This is a genomic window from Bradyrhizobium sp. HKCCYLRH1034 (assembly GCF_051168375.1).
Taxonomy (GTDB): Bacteria; Pseudomonadota; Alphaproteobacteria; order Rhizobiales; family Xanthobacteraceae; genus Bradyrhizobium.
In genome coordinates this window covers 438746-457439 of the sequence record NZ_JBNPUW010000002.1, presented here as the reverse complement: position 1 = coordinate 457439, position 18694 = coordinate 438746, and the positions used below count along the sequence as shown (strand labels likewise).

The following is an 18694-nucleotide window of genomic DNA, read 5'->3' as shown; positions in this document are numbered from 1 at the left end:
GCGGACTGCCGCCTCGCCGACGCCGTCAGTGCTCGCTCTCGAGGCCGCCGACGTGCTTCTGTGTGTAGAGTTCGAGACCGATGCGGTTGATGAGGTCGAGCTGGGTCTCGAGGAAATCGATGTGATGCTCCTCGTCCTTCATCAGCTGCTCGAACAGGTCGCGCGACACGTAGTCCTTGACGCCGTGACAATAGGTTGCGGCTTCCTGATACAGCGTCCGCGCACCGATCTCGGCGGCGAGATCGCATTCGATGATCTCCTTGACGTTCTGGCCGATGCGCAGGGGATCGAGCACCTGCATGTTGGGGAAGCCGTCGAGGAAGAGAATGCGGTCGGTGAACTTGTCGGCGTGCTCCATCTCCTCGATGGATTCCTTGCGCCAGACCTTCGCCATGTCGAGAAGGCCCCAATTGTTCAACAGACGATAGTGCAGCCAATATTGGTTGATGGCAGTCAGCTCGCTGCGCAATCCCTTGTTGAGATATTCGATGACCTTGGGGTCGCCCTGCATGGATAAGCTCCGAAAAAGTTAGAGGCCGCAGGCGCTCAATAACAGGTTCGAAGTGCGGAGACGACCCCCGTTCATGTGCATTTTTCGGGCGGAGAACGACGCGACTGAGGGCAATGCCTGTCAGCAGGCAGCGAGCGCGAAACGGCTCTGAAGGTCGTCATCGATCGCCTTCACCGGTGTCGTCCCATGGTGGTGGCCGTGCTGACAGCCGGCTTGGCAGGCGCGGGCACAGGGACCAAGCGCCTCGTCGATGATCGTCTTGATCGTGCGCGCACAGCGGCCGCATTCCGCGCTGCACCCCAGGCAACCGTAGACCTGCTTGGGGTTCCGCGGCAGTTCGTCCGCGGACTTCACCGCGTTGCGGATATCGTGATCGCTGATGACGTTGCAGGAACAAACAATCATGAGAAACCGGCCAATCGTCCTTGGTCAGGTATCGATAGTCATCCGCAGCTACCCGCGCAAAGGGAAAACGGCGCTTTTGAAGCTATTCCAATTTCCCGATCAATCTAGAATGCCTCCAACTGTACGAGCTTGCCGCAGATCAAAGTTACCGCCGAATAATAATGGTGGGCGGCGATCGAGCAGGCGCAACTCAGTCGCCACCACCACCGTCCCCTCCACCACCGTCGCCACTGTCACCTCCGCCGTCGATCGGGTTTCCCATGACGTCCGACGAGGTATTGGAAAACCAACTTGCGAGACCGCCCCCCTGACTGGAGCTGGACCCCCCGTGGGAGTCGACGCTGGTGCTGTCCGCGGACGAACGGCGGCGGTTGGGCCTGCGGTCGGCACGAACCAACAGCGCGTAGCAGACGGCCGAGGTCAATCCGATCGCCACGACCATCGCCATCGTGGGGGTCATGCCGGCTCCAATGCGGCAGTGAATTTTGTGCAATGCAGCATTGAACGTATCCTGGACTTGGGTCGTCCAATGGGACGCCCCCGTTCATTGATCATTCAAGCGGGATGTGTGAACCTGCCGTATCGCTTGATACGCGATCCGCCGACCTGGAGTGAGAGAGGTTAAGGTCATGAAGAAGACTCTTGCGGCCCTGGCCGCCGTCGCAACGCTGTCGACCGCAGCGCTGGCCCCTGCTCCTGCTGAAGCGCGCAATGGTCGTGTCGCCGCCGGTGTCGCTGCCGGCCTGCTCGGGGGTGCCCTCATCGGTGGCGCCATCGCTGCGGGCAGCAATCCCTATTATTATGGGCCCGGATATTCTTACGAACCGGGCTACTCCTATTACGGTGGGCCTGCCTACGTCGCCGATCCTGGCTACGCCTGCTATTGGCAGCGCCAGCGCTTCTGGGACGGCTACGGCTGGCGGATTCGCCGCGTCCGGGTTTGCGAGTGACCGTTCACCTTCATTAATTCCATGACCTTGCACCGGAATTTCGAGAACGGCGGCCGGCACGGCCAGAAAAAACCGTTTTTCCGTCGCATCAGGTCGAACAGAGTTTACGAAGGGTTGACGGATTGTCGTGTTTTCTCACGATGCTGACGGCCCAGATCGTGCGTGAATCACCAACCCGGCGCCTGCGAGGGCGCCTTCCAGGAGATCTCGGAACATGAAGAAGATCCTGACCGCAGTGCTTGCGGTTGCGACCATCGCCGGTTCGCTGAGCGTGACGGCACCGGCCGCCAAGGCTGGCGACGTGGGTGCCGGCGTGGCTGCCGGCCTGATCGGCGGCGCCCTGCTCGGCGGCGCGATCGCGTCCAGCCGTCCGGCCTATGGCGGTCCGGTCTACGTCGAAGCCCCTCCGCCGGGCCCGCCGCCGTGCGTGTGGCGCCGTGAGCGCTATTGGGACGGCTATGGCTGGGTGTCCCGCCCGGTTCGCGTCTGCTACTGATCCTGACGATACATCTCGATGCGAAAAGCCCGGCCTTGCGGCCGGGCTTTTTACTACCGGCTCCGGCCTTCGCACCGAATTCGGCCGCTTAGCGCGCGGCGTTGATCGCCTGCAGCACCGATTCGCTCGGCCAGCAGTCGACCTTCAGGCCGGCCTTTTTCTGAAATGCGCCGAGCGCGGCGCGGGTCTGCATGCCGGCCTTGCCGTCGAGCTTGTCGCCGTAGAGGCCGAGCCGCGTCAGGCCCTTCTGCATCGCCTCGACGTCCTTGCTCCGAAGCTGCTTTGACGCCGACCATGGTGTCGCGAACGGAGCCGGGCTCGTCATGCGATCCGCGAGGTGACCGACGAACAGCACATAGAGATCGGAAAAATTGTATTCCTTGATGACGAAGTAGTTCGCCGTCGTCAGGAACGCCGGACCATAGATGCCCTCTGGCTGCAGCAGCGACGCGGGCTGCTGCTGCTCGGCTGCGCTGAGCCGCTGGCCGCGTACCGGGACAAAGCCGGCGCGCAGCCATTCGCCGATCGGCTTCTTCACCTCCGGCACGCCGATCGCGCAGTCGACAGTCGCCGGCGGCTTGACCTCGTAGGCCCAGCGCAGGCCGCGCTGCCACCCCTTGTTGGCAAGCTGCAGCGCCGCCGAGCCGAGCGCGTCCGGCACCGAATGCCAGAGATCGACCTTGCCGTCGCCATCGAGATCGACACCGTGCTTGTAGTACTCCGACGGCAGGAACTGGGTGAGCCCGACCGCCCCGCCCCATGACGCCCTGAGATCGCGGCGCGACACCACGCCGTCGCTCAGCATCTTCAGCGCCATGATGAACTCGGTGCGGTACTGGTCCTTGCGGCGGCCGACATAGGCCTGCGTCGCCAGCACGCGCAGCGCATCGTAGGGCAGCGCATAGCGGCCGAAATCGGTCTCCCGGCCCCAGATCGCAAGCACGACCGGCCCCGGCACGCCGAAGCGGCGCTCGATCTCGGCGAGCGCCGGACGATATTGCTGGATCAGCTTCTCGCCGTGCGCGGCCAGCCGCGCGATCGACGCTTCCTTGATGTAGTCGGCTGGCACCTGCACGAACTCGGCCTGCGCCGGCGCCCCCGTCGCGGGCCGGCCGGGCAGCAGCAGATCGGGAAGCTTGTAGTCAGGCTCCAACCCGCGCGTCTCCGCCTCGAACGTCGCGCGGGAGACGCCCTGCTCCTTGGCTTCGGGCCAGAGCGAGTTGATGAACTGCGTGAAGGCGGCGTCAGCCGCGCTCGCTTGGCCATCGCCGAACATGCAGAGCGCCAGACCGACGAGAACGAGCCTGCGCAAACGGAGTAGCAGCTGCCGAACCATGCCTCAGGGCTACCATAGCCCGCGGCACTTGTGAACGTCGGCAGGCAACCGACGGAACCCGAGGCTGCCGCTCAATGCCCCGCCTGCTTCGCCTCTTCGATCGCGGCATTCGACAATTTGTCGACCACGGCGATGCCGATCGCGGAGAGGATGAAGACCGTGTGGATGATCGTCTGCCACATCACGCCGGTCTCGGTGTAGTTCGACTTGCCAGACGAAAGTGCGCCGGCCTCGATGAAGGTGCGCAGCAGGTGGATCGACGAGATGCCGATGATGGCCATCGCCAGCTTGATCTTCAGCACGCTGGCATTGACGTGGCTGAGCCATTCCGGCTCGTCGGGATGGCCCTGCAGATTGAGCCGTGACACGAACGTTTCGTAGCCGCCGACGATCACCATCACGAGCAGGTTCGAGATCATGACCACGTCGATCAGTCCGAGCACGGCGAGCATGATCTGCTGCTCGGAGAAATCGAAGGCGTGGGCGAACAGGTGCCAGAGCTCCTTCAGGAACAGCACGACATAGACGCCCTGCGCGATGATCAGCCCGACATAGAGCGGCAGCTGCAGCCAGCGCGAGCCGAAGATCAGCATGGGAATGGGGCGCAGCGCTCCGCCCTTGGAGGACAGGGTCGCGTCGGAGGAAGACATGTGAAAAATCTCACGGCTGGGAGGGATTGCGGATCATGTATCTACGCAATCGCAGCACGCGGAAAAGCGACAACTGGCCGCAGCCGGGGCGCGACGCTTTGTCTCGGAACAAAGACCGCGTCGCGCCTCGCGAGATCAGCGCGTCAGCTTCTTGTACTTGACCCGGTGCGGAATCACGCTGTCCTGGCCGAGCCGGCGCATCTTGTCCTTCTCGTAGTCCTGGAAGTTTCCTTCGAACCATTCGACATGGCTGTCGCCCTCGAAGGCCAGCATGTGGGTCGCGATGCGGTCGAGGAACCAGCGATCGTGGCTGATGATGACGGCGCAGCCGGCGAAATCCTCCAGCGCCTCTTCGAGCGCACGCAGGGTGTCGACGTCGAGGTCGTTGGTCGGCTCGTCGAGCAGCAGCACGTTGGCGCCCGACTTCAGCATCTTGGCGAGATGAACGCGATTACGCTCGCCGCCGGACAGTGCCCCGACCTTCTTCTGCTGGTCGGCGCCCTTGAAGTTGAACGCCGAGCAATAGCCGCGCGAGTTCACTTCCTTCTTGCCGAGCAGGATCAGCTCGTTGCCGCCGGAGATCTCCTCCCACACGGTCTTGTTGCCATCGAGCGCGTCGCGCGACTGGTCGACATAGCCGAGATGCACGGTCTCACCGATGGTGATGGTGCCAGCGTCCGGCTTCTCCTGCCCGGTGATCATGCGGAACAGTGTGGTCTTGCCGGCGCCGTTCGGACCGATCACGCCGACGATGCCGCCCGGCGGCAACTTGAAGGTGAGATTGTCGATCAGCAGGCGGTCGCCGAAGCTCTTGGACAATCCGTCGAAATCGACGACGTTCTGGCCGAGCCGCTCGGCGACCGGAATGATGATCTGGGCGGTCTGGGTCTGCTTCTCGCTGGCCTTCTTGAGCAGCTCCTCATAGCGCTGGTAGCGCGCCTTGGACTTGGCCTGGCGGGCCTTCGGCGAGGCCGCGATCCACTCCTGCTCGCGCGCCAAAGTGCGCTGATGCGCGGCATCCTCGCGGCCCTCCTGCTCCAGCCGCTTCTGCTTCTGCTGCAGCCAGGAGGAATAATTGCCCTCGTAGGGGATGCCCTTGCCGCGATCGAGCTCCAGGATCCAGCTGGTGACGTTGTCGAGGAAGTAGCGATCGTGGGTCACGATCAGGATCGCGCCCGGATAATTGCGCAGGTGACCTTCGAGCCAGGACACCGATTCGGCGTCGAGATGGTTGGTCGGCTCGTCCAGCAGCAACAGCTCGGGCTGGTCGAGCAGCAGCTTGCACAACGCGACGCGGCGGCGCTCACCACCGGACAGCTTGGTGACGTCGGCATCGTCGGGCGGACAGCGCAGCGCATCCATCGCCTGGTCGACCTTGCTGTCGAGATCCCAAAGGCCCTGCGCCTCGATCTCGTCCTGCAGCTTGGTCATCTCGTCGGCGGTCTCTTCCGAGTAGTTCATCGCCAGCTCGTTGTAGCGATCGAGGATCGCCTTCTGCTTGCCGACGCCGAGCATGACGTTCTCGCGCACTGTGAGCTTCGGATCGAGCTGCGGCTCCTGCTCGAGATAGCCGACGCGGGCACCCTCGGCCACCCAGGCCTCGCCGGTATAGTCCTTGTCGATACCGGCCATGATCTTGAGCAGGGTCGACTTGCCCGAGCCGTTGACACCGAGCACGCCGATCTTGGCGTCCGGATAGAACGACAGGTGAATGTTATCGAGCACCTTGCGGGTCGGGTAGGTCTTGGACAGACCCTGCATGAAATAGACGAACTGGCGCGCCATCGCGTGTCCCTTGAAGCCTGCCGGAATTTTCGGAAAATGGTTGCCGCTGATGTAACCGCGCGGTCCCCAAAGGGCAACCGGCGAGCCGGTCTCGGCGGGAACAAATGCCGGGAGAATCACGGTCGTTCCTGCGCCGGCCCGGCCTGCCGCCCACGGACGAATACGGGTCCATCACCTTGTGTGTGGCGGATCACGACAATTGCAACCATCTTTTAATTAATTCGGCGGGACACTCGGTCTCGGCCCGCAAGACCCCGCGCGCCCAAGCGGCAAAAGCCGCGACCGACAACAGCGAGAGCCCGTCATGGCAGCCTTCACCTCAGCCTCCCTGCCCGCTCCGGCGGCACACCGCAAAGACCGATCCGGGATCGCGGACGACATCCGCGGCTTCTGGCGCGAATTCGTCGCGCGCGCCTTCAACCCGTACCGGCCAGAATTGCACTATATGCGCGGCCCCGGCCCCGCCTGGCGCGCCAAGTACGGCCATGACGCCGCGTTCAGGCTGAAGACCCGCCTCGACTGATGTCTCCTGGTTCCGCGTGAGAGCGTGACGATGCCTTGCGCAACCAGCGCGTTGCGCGCAAGCATGGCGCCATTCCTGACGGCATTCACCATTGCCGCCGTCCCCCGATGAATGGACCCTGCCGATGACACGGCTGCGCTGTGCGATCCTCGACGACTATTACGATACGGCCCTCTCATTGGCCGACTGGCCGCGGCTGGCCGACAGAGTGGATGTGACGGCTTTCACACAGCCGTTCGGCAACGAGGAAGCGGCCGCCAGCGCGCTCACCGATGCCGACATCATCTGTGCGATGCGCGAGCGGACGCCATTGCCGCGCTCCCTGATCGAGCGGCTGCCGAAGCTGAAGCTCCTGATCACCTCCGGCATGCGCAACGCCGCCATCGACCTGGAGGCCGCCAAGGCGCGCGGCATCATGGTCTGCGGCACGCAATATGGCCGTGACCCCACCGCACCGCTGACCATGGGCCTAATCCTGGAGCTGACCCGCAGGATCGGCCAGGAGAATGCTCGCATGCATGCCGGGGAGCCCTGGCAAACGCTGGGCGGCGTGGAGATCGAGGGCAAGACGCTGGGCGTGATCGGGCTGGGCAAGCTCGGCACCAAGGTCGCAGAGCTCGGCAAGGCGTTCGGCATGAACGTGATCGCCTGGAGCCCCAACCTGACCCCCGAACGCTGCAAGGCGGCGGGAGTAGGCTACGCGACCAAGGAGGAGCTGTTCACCGCCGCCGACGTCATCACCGTCCACGTCGTGCTCAGCGACCGCTCACGCGGGCTGGTGGGCGCGGCCGACATCGCGCGCATGAAGGCCACCGCCTATCTCGTCAACACCTCGCGCGCGCCGATCGTCGACGAGGCCGCACTGCTGCAGGCGCTGCGCGACAAGCGCATCGCCGGCGCCGGCCTTGACGTGTTCTCGGTGGAACCGCTGCCCGTCGCCCATCCGCTGCGCCGGCTCGGCAATGTCGTGCTCACGCCGCATCTCGGCTACGTCACCGAGGAGAGTTTTCGCGCCCATTACGGCCAGATGGTCGATTGCATCGCCACCTGGCTCGCAGGAGCCGAGCCGCCGCGCCGGCTGGCTTGACGCAGGCGAGCGCGGCGCTCGCAGCAAAACACCCTCCGCGAGGAGGGTGTTTTCAACGTAATCAGCGCGCGCACGCCCGCCTCAGCGGATCGTCACCGGCGGCGGCAGCGGCTGCATGTTGGCGGGCTGGCCAGCCGCCGGCACAGTCGCCTGGGCCTGGACGGGCGCCGGAGCCGGTGAGGCCGCGGCAGCAGCCATGTTCTTGCTGGAACCCGGAGGCGCTCCGCCCGGCATCACGACCACGCGGGTGCCGACCTTGACCCGGTCGAACAGGTCGGCGACGTCGTCGTTCAGCATGCCGATGCAGCCGGAGGACACGAACTTGCCGATCGTCGACGGCTGATTGGTGCCGTGGATGCGGTACACGGTCGAGCCGAGATACATCGCGCGGGCACCGAGCGGATTGCCCGGCCCGCCGGCCATGAAGCGCGGCAGATAGGGCTGCCGTTCGATCATCTCGCTCGGCGGATACCAGTCCGGCCACTCGGTCTTCTTGGTGATCTTCTGCACGCCGGTCCAGGTGAAGCCTTCGCGGCCGACGCGGACGCCGTAGCGCATCGCCCGGCCGTTGCCGAGCACCAGATAGAGGTAGGTGTTGGGCGTATCGACGACGATCGTTCCCGGCGGCTCCTTGGTGACGAAGTCGACCTCCTGGCGGCGCAGGTTCGCCGGCAGCGGCGCCGGCGCCGCATCGGGTTGTTCCTCAGGCGGCAGAGCTGCTACCGTCATCGGACGATCCCCGGCGGACGGGGCCTGCGCCGCGCCCACGACGGCGCCGGGCGGCCGCGGCGCGCCTGCGTCGCCACCAGGCGCGCTGTTGCCATAGGCGCCACCATAGGCCTGTTGGCTGGAGGCGGGACGATCACCATAGATCACCGGGGGCGGACCAGCCGGGCGGCCATACCGCGGATCATCCGGGGACATCACCGGGCCGGTCGGAGCGGCCCCATAGACCGTCGCACCGGCCGGACGTCCGTATCGGGGATCGTCGGGAGAAAGGATGGGACCGGTCGGAGCCGCAGCACCATAAACCGGCGCATTGGCTGGACGACCGTAGCGCGGATCGTCCGGCGAGATCACCGGGCCGGGCGGCGGCAACGCCGCGGAATTGCCGGGCGCATCCTCATCGTCGAGCGCGTCAAAATCCTGCCCCTGCCCGCGCGCGTCGGCCGGGTAAGGCGTCGGCGCCGGTGAATACGCTCCAGGCGCGGTCTGATAGACCTGCTGTGCCTCGGCAAATGAAGTTGCCGTCACGCCCGCTGCCGCGACCGCGCAAACCGTCAGGATTTGTCTGATCATCATCGCCCTTGCAGTATCCCCAAGCCGCCGATTGGGACCTTTGCTGTGCCAGATGGCCGAAGATAGCGGCGCATTCAAGACAATTCCGGCCAGAGCGGCCCGACTTCGGCAATTTGTGATCATGTCTCCGTCGTTGCACGGAAGTCTCACGCCGCCGAAAAAGTGCGGCGTAGCCCCCGCAGGCCCTATCGATGCCGTGATTTGCCGAGCGGGCGGGAACACTTCCGGTATTCTGACCTGAGCCTGATTCGCGATGCACGGCAGAAGCCGGCCTCGTCGCGAACGCGGCTATTCCCTGTGATCACCGCGTTCCCTACTGGCTCGAATGTCTCGGCAGTCCCCGCTGCCGTGGCGAGAGTTACCGTCAATGCTTCCCGGCTTTCGTTTTCTGGTCGCCGCGATCGTCTGTTCCATCTCTCTCACCATCTTCGGCATGGGCGCCGCGGCCCTGTTGCGCGCCGCCCACGAGCAGTTCGCCAGCAACGCGTCCTGGCGCACGACTCAGGCGTCGGGCTTCACGACGTTCCTACCGCCGGCCGAGCCCACGCCGGTGCTCGCAGTGCTGCGGGTGGATTCGATTCCGACACCGCCGGTGACGCCGCCGCCGGTCGTGGCCGATGCTGCCCCGGCAACGTCCGAACAGCCGAGCGCGCCGTCGACGGCGGCGCCGCTCACAGAAGCGCCCGAAGTGACACCCGTTGCGGTGGCCACCGACGTGCCGACGCCCTCGCTGCCCGCGGAAACGGTCGACACGTCCCGCACCTCCGCCATTGTCGCGACCGCGTCCGCGACGAACGACCGGATCGAGAGCACCAAGCCGGAGCGCCCCATTCCGGACACGACCGCTTCGATCGTCGCTCCGGTCGAAAAAGCGTCCGACAGGCCGAGCATGGACAGCTCGCCCGAGACTGCAGCGCCGGCCCCGCCGCGGGCGTCGAGCGAAACGGCGGCCGCCGTGGTCGCACCACCGCCGCCAGTTCCTCAGGTCATCGCCAGCGCCGATCCGATGATGACGACCGCAGCCGCCGCTTCAACCGCGCTCGCGCCCGTTCCGGCGGTGCTCGATCCGATCGCGGCGAAGCTCGCCGCGCTGGCCGAACAGCCGGCTCATCAGGAGCGGCCCGCCGCCAGCGAGCATCGTGCCTCGGTGAAGGTCGCGAGCGTTCAGTTGCGCCGGAGCATCCTCAAGAAGCGCCAGGCCCGGGAGAAGCAGATCGCTGCGCGCCGCGCCAAGCAGCGGCGCATCGCCCAGCGGCTCCGGTCGGCTCGGCAAGCCGCTGCCGCCCAGCAGCAACAGACTGCCTTCCCCGATCCATTCGGACAGCAGCCGTTTGGTCAACCGCAGGCGGTCGGCCAGCAGGCTGCCGGGCCGCGCACGCGATAGGCGGAGCCAGCCGATCAGGCCGGCCCCGTCGCAACCGGCGGACCGTTCTCGATGCCCCACTCCGACCACGAGCCGTCGTAGAGCGCGGTGTCGCGGATGCCGAGACGATAGAGCGCCAGCGTCAGCACGGCCGCCGACACCCCTGAGCCGCAGGAGGTGACGATCGGCTTGGCGAGATCGACGCCGGCAGCGCCGAATGCCTCGCGCAACCGGTCGAGCGGCTTCATCACGCCGGTCGCCGCGTCAAACAGCTCCGCATAAGGCAAATTTCGGCTGCCGGGGATATGGCCGGATCGGAGGCCGGACCGCGGCTCGGCGACCTCGCCCGCGAAGCGCGGCGCCTGCCGTGCATCGATCACCTGCTCGGCATTGCCGGCGAGATTGGCAACCATCTGCTCGATCCGGCGCACGCGCGCGGCATCGAACTTCGCGCTGAACGTGCCGAGCGCCGGCGTGACCTGTCCGCTCTCGACCGGGCGCCCCTCCGCCATCCACTTCTTCAGCCCGCCGTCGAGCACGCGCACATCCGTGTGGCCGAATGACAGGAACATCCACCAAGCGCGCGGCGCGGCGACCCAGCCGCCGGAATCATAGACCACGACCGTATCGCCATTGCTGACGCCGAGCCGGCCCGCGTCGCGGCCGAACTGCTCGGCGCTCGGATACATGTGCGGCAGCGGATTGGAATGGTCGGAGACCTCGTCGACGTCGAAGAACACGGCGCCGGGGATGTGCGCCTTCAGATAATCGTCCTTCGGCAGCGGCAGCACACCCGGCATCTTGAAGGTCGCGTCGAGCACCTTCACCTTGGGATCGCCCAGATGCGCAGCGAGCCAGTCGGTGGAGACGAGAGGGTCGTCGTGGATGGTCATGCGCAAGAGCTCCGGACTTCACATTCAATCGTCATCGCCGGACTTGAGATCCGGCGATCCACCTTGTCGAAGCGATGGACACGCGGGTCAAGTCCGCGCGGGATGGGCAGCGATCAATCCTTCTTCTTCGGCGCCCAGGCCTCGACCGGCCCGCCGGCGTCGCGCCACGCCGCGAAGCCGCCGCCGATATGGGCGACCGGCGTCAGACCCATGTCCTGTGCGGTCTTGGCCGCGAGCGCCGAGCGCAGGCCGCCGGCGCAATGAAAGATGAACGTCTTGTCCTGCTGAAAGATCGGCTTGGCGTAGGGGCTCTGCGGGTCGATCCAGAACTCCAGCATGCCGCGGGTGCACGAGAACGCGCCGGGAATCCTGCCCTCGCGCTCGATCTCCCGGGGATCCCTGATATCGACGATCACGACATCGTCGCGCTTCGCCGCCGCGATCGCCTCAGCCGCCGAGAGCGTCTCGATCTCGGCGTTGGCTTCATCGAGCAGCGCCTTGATGCCGCGCGTGATGGTCTGGGGCATGCCTTCTTCCTTCGTCGTGTCCAGCCGTCGCGCGGCGCCGTTTCGACCTCGTCATTCGGGGTGGTCGGTCAGGACCGAACCGCCCGGAATGACGGGACTGCCTACCGGACCAGCTCCTTCATCGCCGCTTCCAATCCCTCAATCGTGATCGGATACATGCGCTCGGAGAAGATGCGGCGAATGATGGTGGTGGACTCAGAATAGTCCCAGTGCTTCTGCGCCACCGGATTGAGCCACACCGCGTGTGGATAGGTGCGGATGACGCGGTCGAGCCACACCGACCCCGGCTCTTCGTTGACATGCTCGACCGAACCGCCGGGCACCATGATCTCATAAGGCGACATCGAGGCGTCGCCGACGAATACGACCTTGTAGTCGTGCGGGTACTTGTGCAGCACGTCCCAGGTCGGCGTGCGGTCGGTGAAACGCCGCTTGTTCTGCTTCCACACGCCCTCGTAGAGGCAGTTGTGGAAGTAGAAATATTCCATGTGCTTGAATTCGCTCTTGGCGGCCGAGAACAGCTCCTCGACCTGCGCGACGTGGGAATCCATCGAGCCGCCGATGTCGAAGAACACCAGCACCTTCACCGCGTTGCGCCGCTCGGGACGCATGTGCACGTCGAGATAGCCGTGGTTGGCGGTTTCGCGGATCGTGGTGTCCAGATCGAGCTCGTCGGGCGCACCGGTGCGGGCGAACTTGCGCAGCCGGCGCAGCGCCACCTTGATGTTGCGGATGCCGAGCTCGACATTGCCGTCGAGATCCTTGAACTCGCGCCGGTCCCACACCTTCACGGCGCGGTTGTTGCGGTTCTTCTCCTGGCCGATGCGGACGCCTTCGGGGTTGTAGCCATAGGCGCCGAACGGCGAGGTGCCGGCGGTGCCGATCCACTTGTTGCCGCCCTGATGGCGGCCCTTCTGCTCCTCCAGGCGCTTCTTCAAGGTCTCCATGAGCTTGTCCCAGCCCATGGCCTCGATCTCTTTCTTCTCCTCCTCGGTGAGGTATTTCTCGGCCAGCTTCCTCAGCCATTCCTCGGGAATCTCGGCCTTCTCCATCGCGTCGAGCAGGTTCTCCAGCCCCTTGAACACGGTGCCGAATACGCGATCGAACTTGTCGAGATTGCGCTCGTCCTTCACCAGCGCGGTGCGCGAGAGATAGTAGAAGTTCTCGACCGAATGCTCGGCGAGGTCGGCGTCGACGGCCTCTATCAGCGTGAGATATTCACGCAAGGAGACCGGGACCTGCGCGTCGCGCAGTGCTGTGAAGAATTGCAGGAACATGCCCATTAGATCGCGCGGCTGGGAGGGCGCGTCAAGGGCCGCTCCACGCCCCACGCTGGACCCGCCGGCATTTTGCTCTACAATCCCTGGAACAACAGGTGGAATGGGGGCTTTGATGGGTATTATTGCAGCACTGATCATCGGCGCCGTCGCGGGCTGGCTGGCGGGGCTGATCGTGCGCGGCGCAGGTTTCGGCCTGATCGGCAACATGGTCATCGGCATCATCGGCGCGCTGGTCGCAAGCTACGTGCTGCCGGCGCTGCACATTGCGCTTGCCAGCGGCACGCTGGGGGCGATCCTGGACGCCACGATCGGCGCCGTCATCGTGCTCGTGATCCTCTCATTGATCAGGCGCGCTTGATTATTTCTGCTTCCGATGGCAGCCATCATCTTAAGGCCGCAGCCGCGTTGCCGCTGTGTAGCCACTCAACACAAGTTCGAACGATGAGCGAGACGCAATGAAATTTACCGGCACCCAGGACTACGTCGCCACCGACGACCTCAAAGTGGCCGTCAATGCGGCGATCGTGCTCGAGCGCCCGCTGCTGGTGAAGGGCGAGCCGGGGACGGGCAAGACCGTGCTGGCTGAGGAAGTCGCCAAGGCCGTCAACGCGCCGCTGCTCACCTGGCACATCAAGTCGACCACCAAGGCGCAGCAGGGCCTTTACGAATACGACGCCGTCTCGCGGCTACGCGACAGCCAGCTCGGCGACTCCAGGGTGTCCGACATCAAGAACTACATCAAGCGCGGCAAGCTGTGGGAGGCCTTCACGGCCGAGCAGCGACCGGTGCTCTTGATCGACGAGATCGACAAGGCCGACATCGAGTTTCCGAACGACCTGCTGCTCGAGCTCGACCGGATGGAATTCCACGTCTACGAGACCAACGAGACCATCAAGGCGAAGCTGCGCCCGATCGTCATCATCACGTCCAACAACGAGAAGGAGTTGCCGGATGCGTTCCTGCGCCGCTGCTTCTTCCACTACATCAAGTTCCCCGATCCGGATACGATGGGCCGCATCGTCGACGTGCACTTCCCGAACATCAAGAAGCGACTGGTCGAGGAGGCCCTGCGCATCTTCTTCGAGGTCCGCGACGTGCCCGGCCTGAAGAAGAAGCCGTCGACCTCCGAGCTGCTCGACTGGCTCAAGCTGCTGCTCAACGAGGACATCGGTCCTGAGCAGCTGCGCGAGCGCGACCCGCGCAAGCTGATCCCGCCGCTGCACGGTGCGCTGCTCAAGAACGAGCAGGACGTCCACCTGTTCGAGCGGCTCGCCTTCCTCAGCCGGCGCGAGGTGTGAGGCGCCCAGCTCCATCCGACCGGCGCGTCATTGCGGCGCCGTCTTCTTGATCAGGCGTCCGAGCGCGCGCATGATCCCATCGACGGCAATCGGCTTCTCGCAGCGGAGGATCTTCGAGAAGCGATCCGGGATGACCGATTCGTCATAGCCGGTGGTGAAGACGAAGGGCACGCCGCGTTCGACCAGCAGATCGGCAACCGGAAACGCCATGTCGCCGCGCAGATTCACGTCGAGAACGGCGCCTTCGATCCGCCCCTCGCGTTTGATCAAGGCGAGCGCGTCGGGGACGGTTCCGACCGGGCCCAGGATCGTGCCGCCGGCGTCGCCGAAGGCGCAGCGCAGCTCATCGGCAAGCATGTACTCGTCCTCGACGATGAGGATATGACGGTCGCGAAGCGAGCGTTCAGGCATGATCCTCGAGCTCCAGTGTGGTGAGCGAAACGGGAATCGATATCGTGCAACGGACACCGTCGGATTCGAAGGCGTACGAGGTCCTCGCGCTGAGCTGATAGGGCAAGGCCTGTTCGATCAGCTCGCGCCCCTGCCCCGTGCCGCTGGGCATCGTGTCTGGCGGCGGCATGTCGACGCCGCTTTCGCGCCACTCGATATGCAGCCAGGGCTGTCCCTCCGCGCCTTCGCGCTCGAGCGACCAGACCACGCAGAGCCGGCCCGACGGCTGCGCCAGCGCGCCATACTTGACCGCGTTGGTGGCGAGCTCGTGCAGCGCCATGGCAAGGGTCTGAACGGTCGACGACCGCAGCCTTACGCCGGACGGCCCCGACAGCCCGATGCGCTCCGAACCGCCGGCGACAGCCCACAGCTCGCTACGGATCAGATCGTCGAAGGTGACGCGATCATGCTCCTTGAGGCGGGACAGCAGGCCCTGGGCGCGTGACAGCGTATCCAGCCGATCACGGAAGCGAGCTCGAAAATCGCCGAGATCGGTGCTGGCGCGCGCCGTCTTGTCGGCCATCGAGCTGACCACGCCCAGCAGGTTGCGGGTGCGATGCTGCAGTTCGGCCACCAGCACCTTCTGCCGCTCCTCCCATTCACGCCGCTCGGTCACGTCGACCATGGCGCCGGTCATGCGGATCGGTCGTCCCGCGTCGTCATAGAAGAAGCGCCCACGGCCGTAGAGGTAGCGAATTGCGCCCCCCGGATGCACCACGCGAAACTCGCTGACATACTCTTGGTGCGCCTCCATCGCGCGGTGAAGCGCGGCTTCGGCTGCGGGACGATCGTCGGGATGGATGCGCGCCGCCCAGGCCTCGTAGCTCGGAGTCAGTTCGCCAACGCCATAGCCTTCCATGCGGAAGTGCTCGTCCGACCAGTAGACCTCGCCGGTCGCGACGTTCCAGTCCCACAGGCCGAGCCGACCGACCTCGACCGCGCTGCGCAGGCGCTCCTCGCTCTTGCGCAACTCCCGTTCGGCCTTGTTCTGCTCGGAGATGTCGCGCGCCGTCCCGAACCACTCGATGATCTCGCCGTCACGCCCGAGAATGGGGATGGCGCGCGAATGGATCCAACCGAGGTTGCCATCGATCCGGATGATACGGTGCTCCAGCTCAAACATGCCCTTCGTCGCGACCGCCCTGCTGATCGCCGCAGTCACCTGCGCCTGATCGTCCGGATGAATGTATTTCGCGAGCCAGCCTTGGCTCGGGTTCATTGTATCGGCGATGAAGTCCTTGCCCTGCAACTGGCGCATCTCCCGCCAGTCGGGGCTCATGCGATAGATGACGTCGGAACTCGCGGTTACGAAAGCGCGATAGCGCTCCTCGCTGGCGCGCAGCCGCTCCGTCGCTTCGGCACGCAGACGGGCCATCTTGAGATGCGCCTCGACGCGCGCCAGCAGTTCACGCGCACTGAACGGCTTGATGAGATAGTCATCCGCACCGGCCTCCATGCCTTCGACGCGGCTCTCTTCTCCGGCCCGGGCCGACACCAGGATCAGCGGGATGGTGCCGACCCGTTCATCGGCGCGCAGCCGCGCAAGCAACTGCATGCCGTCGATGCGCGGCATCATCACATCAGACAGAACGAGGTCGGGCTTGTCGCGGGCGATGGCCGCGAGCGCGGCTTCACCATCGGCGACGGTCTCGACATCGTAGCGCGAGGCGAGCAGGCGGCGGACATAGTCGCGCATATCGGCATTGTCGTCGGCCAGCAGGATACGGGGGCGCGGCCCGGCCCTGTCGGCTGACGGGGTGGTGATGTCGATGTCCGGAACGGCATGCGCGTCGAGCGGCGGCGGATCCGGCAGCCAGCGCAACGCCTCCTCGATGAAGGGCCGCGCACCGCGAAGGATCGGTTCCTGCGCTGGCGCCGCGTCGACCTGGTCGAACGGCAGATGACTTCGTCCCCTGGGAATCCTGACCGCGAACGTGCTGCCCTGCCCGGCTTCGCTGGTCGCTGCGACGGATCCGCCGTGCAGCTTGGCGAGCTCATGCACCAGCGCGAGCCCGATTCCCGAGCCTTCATGGGTGCGGCCGAACGCGCCGGCGACGCGATGGAAACGCTCGAACAGCCGCGGCAGCTCGTGCTGCGGGATGCCGGTCCCGGTGTCCTTCACGCTCAGTTCAAAATGACGATCGCAGGTGACGAGCCGGACCTCGATGTCGCCCGCAAAGGTGAATTTGAACGCGTTGGACAGCAGGTTGAGGACGATCTTCTCCCACATTTCGGGATCGACATAGGCCGGCTCCGGCAGCGGCGGGCAATCCACCATCAGCCTGAGGCCGGCGGCCTCGATCGCCGAGCGGAAGGTGCTGGCGATCTCCGCGGTCAGGCTCGCGAGGTCGACCGGCGCGTAGACCGCCTGCATCCTGCCGGCCTCGATCCGCGAGAAATCCAGCAGCGTGTTGACCAGCTTGAGCAGCCGCAAGGCATTGCGCTCGGCGATCTCCAACCGGTCGCGATCCGCCGGCGGCAAGGCCTGCGACCGCAGCAGGACATCTTCGAGCGGACCGAGCATCAGCGTCAGCGGCGTACGGAATTCGTGGCTGACATTGGTGAAGAACGCGGTCTTGGCCCGATCGATCTCGGCGAGCGCCTCTGCGCGGCGCCGCTCCTGTTCATAGGCCAGCGTCTCCGCAAAGGAGCTGCCGAGCTGAGCGGCCATCAGATCGAAGAAGCCCTGGTGCTCGGCATCGAGGGCGCGGCGCGGATTGACGCCACAGATCAGGATCGCCGTCGCCTGCTCCCGGCCCGTCGCAACCGGCAGCACCAGCGCCAGCTGTGGCGGCTCGGGCCATGCGCCGGTCGGCACGCCGGCAAATTTCCCACGATCCAGCACGACGCGAATCGGCGCCACCGCGCGCGCCGCCGCCCGGATCGGCCACAGCCCGTCACAGTCGAGGGCAATCTGCGCCGGCGCGATTGCACTGTCCGGGTGCCCCCCCGCGGCGCTCAACAACCGTGCCGATCGCTGATCCTCGCTGAGTTGGTAGATCAGCGCAAACGGGACATCATGCGGATTCTCGGCGAGGACGTCGGTGGCTTCGCGACAAGCATGCGCCAGACTGTCGGCACGGCCGCGCGCGGCGAGATCGCGCAAGGTCCGCATACGGCGCTCGCCTACGACCCGGGCCGTCGTCTCGATGACGGGGGTGAAGACGCCGCCGACGCCGCCGGTCTCATCGCGAATCGGCGAATAGGAGAACGAAAAATAGGTCTCCTCCAGGTAGCCGTGGCGGTCGATGAACAGCGGCATGTCGCGTGAGCGGGTCGCTTCGCCAAGCCTAACGACGTGCCGCAGCATCGGGCCGATGACCTCCCAGATCTCGGACCATACCGCGCGCCCTGGCGCCCCCAGCGCCGCGGGATGCTTCTGCGAGCCGAGGATTAGGCGATACTCGTCATTGTAGAGCATGACGAGCTCCGGGCCCCACCAGATCAGGATCGGGAACGCGCAGTCCAGGCAGGTGCTGATCGAAGTGCGCAAGGACTGAGGCCAGCTCTCGGGCGGCCCCAACGGCGTCCGCGACCAATCATGGATGCGCATGAGCGCCCCCATCTCCCCGCCACCCTGCAGGAAGTCGGCTCCGCGCGCGAACGCCTTGAACGTCGCGTGACCGGCATCCGAATGCTCGTTCACTCCTGGCCCCTTTTTCGCCGCACAGTACCGTCAAATGCGCGCGGGCGCCAAGCACCGGCCCTCACGGCAAGAGGCGCGTCGACAGGGAACTGGGTAGCCCGCGATCGGGTTCCATCTGCGAACCATCCACAGCGCATCCCGCAATCTGGGACAGTCCATTGCAAACGCTCGACGTGCGCGCCCGCGCTTGTTAAG

Annotated in this window: 18 protein-coding genes; 7 read left to right on the top strand and 11 right to left on the bottom strand. The window is 65.4% G+C overall.

The window, feature by feature from the left end:
* Positions 1-25 precede the first annotated feature (25 nt).
* Positions 26-511, bottom strand: coding sequence for a bacterioferritin (gene bfr, locus ACQR0W_RS05915; protein WP_315717837.1), 486 nt, complete (start codon positions 509-511; stop codon positions 26-28).
* A gap of 120 nt (positions 512-631) precedes the next feature.
* Positions 632-916, bottom strand: a complete 285-nt coding sequence (locus tag ACQR0W_RS05910) for a (2Fe-2S)-binding protein (protein WP_315717838.1) — start codon at positions 914-916, stop codon at positions 632-634.
* Between the two features lie 629 nt (positions 917-1545).
* Between ACQR0W_RS05910 and ACQR0W_RS05905 the strand changes: the two genes are divergently transcribed.
* Together ACQR0W_RS05905 and ACQR0W_RS05900 are read left to right on the top strand one after the other, a co-directional pair.
* Complete coding sequence (locus ACQR0W_RS05905; protein WP_315717840.1) at positions 1546-1866, top strand: hypothetical protein; 321 nt, start codon at positions 1546-1548, stop codon at positions 1864-1866.
* A gap of 214 nt (positions 1867-2080) precedes the next feature.
* The gene (locus ACQR0W_RS05900) at positions 2081-2362 is read left to right on the top strand and encodes a hypothetical protein (RefSeq protein ID WP_257169446.1); all 282 of its coding nucleotides are present in this window, start codon (positions 2081-2083) and stop codon (positions 2360-2362) included.
* Positions 2363-2450: 88 nt separating this feature from the next.
* Here ACQR0W_RS05900 and ACQR0W_RS05895 read toward each other — a convergent pair whose 3' ends face one another.
* The 3 genes from ACQR0W_RS05895 to ettA form a co-directional block, all read right to left on the bottom strand.
* Entirely contained in the window at positions 2451-3638 is a 1188-nt protein-coding gene (locus ACQR0W_RS05895; protein WP_315717841.1) for a lytic murein transglycosylase, read from the bottom strand.
* Between the two features lie 131 nt (positions 3639-3769).
* Entirely contained in the window at positions 3770-4348 is a 579-nt protein-coding gene (locus tag ACQR0W_RS05890) for a TIGR00645 family protein (RefSeq protein WP_315750243.1), read from the bottom strand.
* 135 nt (positions 4349-4483) lie between these two features.
* The gene (ettA, locus tag ACQR0W_RS05885; RefSeq protein WP_315717864.1) at positions 4484-6133 is read right to left on the bottom strand and encodes an energy-dependent translational throttle protein EttA; all 1650 of its coding nucleotides are present in this window, start codon (positions 6131-6133) and stop codon (positions 4484-4486) included.
* A 304-nt stretch (positions 6134-6437) separates the two neighbouring features.
* Here ettA and ACQR0W_RS05880 point away from each other — a divergent pair, with 304 nt between their 5' ends.
* Complete coding sequence (locus tag ACQR0W_RS05880) at positions 6438-6656, top strand: hypothetical protein (protein WP_315717844.1); 219 nt, start codon at positions 6438-6440, stop codon at positions 6654-6656.
* Positions 6657-6780: 124 nt separating this feature from the next.
* The gene (locus tag ACQR0W_RS05875) at positions 6781-7743 is read left to right on the top strand and encodes a D-2-hydroxyacid dehydrogenase family protein (RefSeq protein WP_434840598.1); all 963 of its coding nucleotides are present in this window, start codon (positions 6781-6783) and stop codon (positions 7741-7743) included.
* A gap of 81 nt (positions 7744-7824) precedes the next feature.
* On the opposite strand, the gene ACQR0W_RS05870 is transcribed toward ACQR0W_RS05875, so the two are convergent.
* On the bottom strand, positions 7825-9045 hold the full coding sequence (locus tag ACQR0W_RS05870; protein ID WP_434840597.1) for a L,D-transpeptidase family protein: 1221 nt from the start codon (positions 9043-9045) through the stop codon (positions 7825-7827).
* 364 nt (positions 9046-9409) lie between these two features.
* Here ACQR0W_RS05870 and ACQR0W_RS05865 point away from each other — a divergent pair, with 364 nt between their 5' ends.
* On the top strand, positions 9410-10426 hold the full coding sequence (locus ACQR0W_RS05865) for a hypothetical protein (RefSeq protein ID WP_315750240.1): 1017 nt from the start codon (positions 9410-9412) through the stop codon (positions 10424-10426).
* 14 nt (positions 10427-10440) lie between these two features.
* Here ACQR0W_RS05865 and sseA read toward each other — a convergent pair whose 3' ends face one another.
* From sseA to ACQR0W_RS05850, 3 genes are all read right to left on the bottom strand, one after another.
* Positions 10441-11298 (bottom strand): 3-mercaptopyruvate sulfurtransferase, encoded by an 858-nt coding sequence (gene sseA, locus ACQR0W_RS05860; protein ID WP_316171677.1) that lies wholly within the window; start codon positions 11296-11298, stop codon positions 10441-10443.
* Between the two features lie 113 nt (positions 11299-11411).
* Entirely contained in the window at positions 11412-11825 is a 414-nt protein-coding gene (locus tag ACQR0W_RS05855) for a rhodanese-like domain-containing protein (RefSeq protein WP_315717849.1), read from the bottom strand.
* 101 nt (positions 11826-11926) lie between these two features.
* Positions 11927-13102, bottom strand: a complete 1176-nt coding sequence (locus ACQR0W_RS05850) for a vWA domain-containing protein (RefSeq protein ID WP_316171676.1) — start codon at positions 13100-13102, stop codon at positions 11927-11929.
* Between the two features lie 115 nt (positions 13103-13217).
* On the opposite strand from ACQR0W_RS05850, the gene ACQR0W_RS05845 reads away from it, so the two are divergent.
* Complete coding sequence (locus ACQR0W_RS05845; RefSeq protein ID WP_315717851.1) at positions 13218-13463, top strand: GlsB/YeaQ/YmgE family stress response membrane protein; 246 nt, start codon at positions 13218-13220, stop codon at positions 13461-13463.
* 97 nt (positions 13464-13560) lie between these two features.
* Complete coding sequence (locus ACQR0W_RS05840) at positions 13561-14403, top strand: AAA family ATPase (RefSeq protein ID WP_315717852.1); 843 nt, start codon at positions 13561-13563, stop codon at positions 14401-14403.
* Positions 14404-14430: 27 nt separating this feature from the next.
* Here ACQR0W_RS05840 and ACQR0W_RS05835 read toward each other — a convergent pair whose 3' ends face one another.
* Positions 14431-14814 carry a response regulator gene (locus tag ACQR0W_RS05835; RefSeq protein WP_315717853.1) on the bottom strand — a complete coding sequence of 128 codons (384 nt, stop codon included), beginning with the start codon at positions 14812-14814 and terminating at the stop codon, positions 14431-14433.
* Positions 14807-18499 (bottom strand): PAS domain-containing protein, encoded by a 3693-nt coding sequence (locus ACQR0W_RS05830; protein WP_316171675.1) that lies wholly within the window; start codon positions 18497-18499, stop codon positions 14807-14809. The genes ACQR0W_RS05835 and ACQR0W_RS05830 overlap by 8 nt, the downstream gene beginning before the upstream one ends.
* Between the last annotated feature and the right edge of the window lie 195 nt (positions 18500-18694).

Excerpts from the sequence above, each read along its gene's own strand:
- ACQR0W_RS05900 (WP_257169446.1), top strand. The coding sequence starts at position 2,081 with ATGAAGAAGATCCTGACCGCAGTGCTTGCGGTTGCGACCATCGCCGGT.
- ACQR0W_RS05840 (WP_315717852.1), top strand. The coding sequence starts at position 13,561 with ATGAAATTTACCGGCACCCAGGACTACGTCGCCACCGACGACCTCAAA.
- ACQR0W_RS05910 (WP_315717838.1), bottom strand. The coding sequence starts at position 916 with ATGATTGTTTGTTCCTGCAACGTCATCAGCGATCACGATATCCGCAAC.
- ACQR0W_RS05855 (WP_315717849.1), bottom strand. The coding sequence starts at position 11,825 with ATGCCCCAGACCATCACGCGCGGCATCAAGGCGCTGCTCGATGAAGCC.
- ACQR0W_RS05835 (WP_315717853.1), bottom strand. The coding sequence starts at position 14,814 with ATGCCTGAACGCTCGCTTCGCGACCGTCATATCCTCATCGTCGAGGAC.
- ettA (WP_315717864.1), bottom strand. The coding sequence starts at position 6,133 with ATGGCGCGCCAGTTCGTCTATTTCATGCAGGGTCTGTCCAAGACCTAC.
- bfr (WP_315717837.1), bottom strand. The coding sequence starts at position 511 with ATGCAGGGCGACCCCAAGGTCATCGAATATCTCAACAAGGGATTGCGC.
- ACQR0W_RS05875 (WP_434840598.1), top strand. The coding sequence starts at position 6,781 with ATGACACGGCTGCGCTGTGCGATCCTCGACGACTATTACGATACGGCC.
- ACQR0W_RS05865 (WP_315750240.1), top strand. The coding sequence starts at position 9,410 with ATGCTTCCCGGCTTTCGTTTTCTGGTCGCCGCGATCGTCTGTTCCATC.
- ACQR0W_RS05880 (WP_315717844.1), top strand. The coding sequence starts at position 6,438 with ATGGCAGCCTTCACCTCAGCCTCCCTGCCCGCTCCGGCGGCACACCGC.
- ACQR0W_RS05890 (WP_315750243.1), bottom strand. The coding sequence starts at position 4,348 with ATGTCTTCCTCCGACGCGACCCTGTCCTCCAAGGGCGGAGCGCTGCGC.
- ACQR0W_RS05895 (WP_315717841.1), bottom strand. The coding sequence starts at position 3,638 with ATGTTCGGCGATGGCCAAGCGAGCGCGGCTGACGCCGCCTTCACGCAG.
- sseA (WP_316171677.1), bottom strand. The coding sequence starts at position 11,298 with ATGACCATCCACGACGACCCTCTCGTCTCCACCGACTGGCTCGCTGCG.
- ACQR0W_RS05870 (WP_434840597.1), bottom strand. The coding sequence starts at position 9,045 with ATGATGATCAGACAAATCCTGACGGTTTGCGCGGTCGCGGCAGCGGGC.
- ACQR0W_RS05845 (WP_315717851.1), top strand. The coding sequence starts at position 13,218 with ATGGGTATTATTGCAGCACTGATCATCGGCGCCGTCGCGGGCTGGCTG.
- ACQR0W_RS05905 (WP_315717840.1), top strand. The coding sequence starts at position 1,546 with ATGAAGAAGACTCTTGCGGCCCTGGCCGCCGTCGCAACGCTGTCGACC.
- ACQR0W_RS05850 (WP_316171676.1), bottom strand. The coding sequence starts at position 13,102 with ATGTTCCTGCAATTCTTCACAGCACTGCGCGACGCGCAGGTCCCGGTC.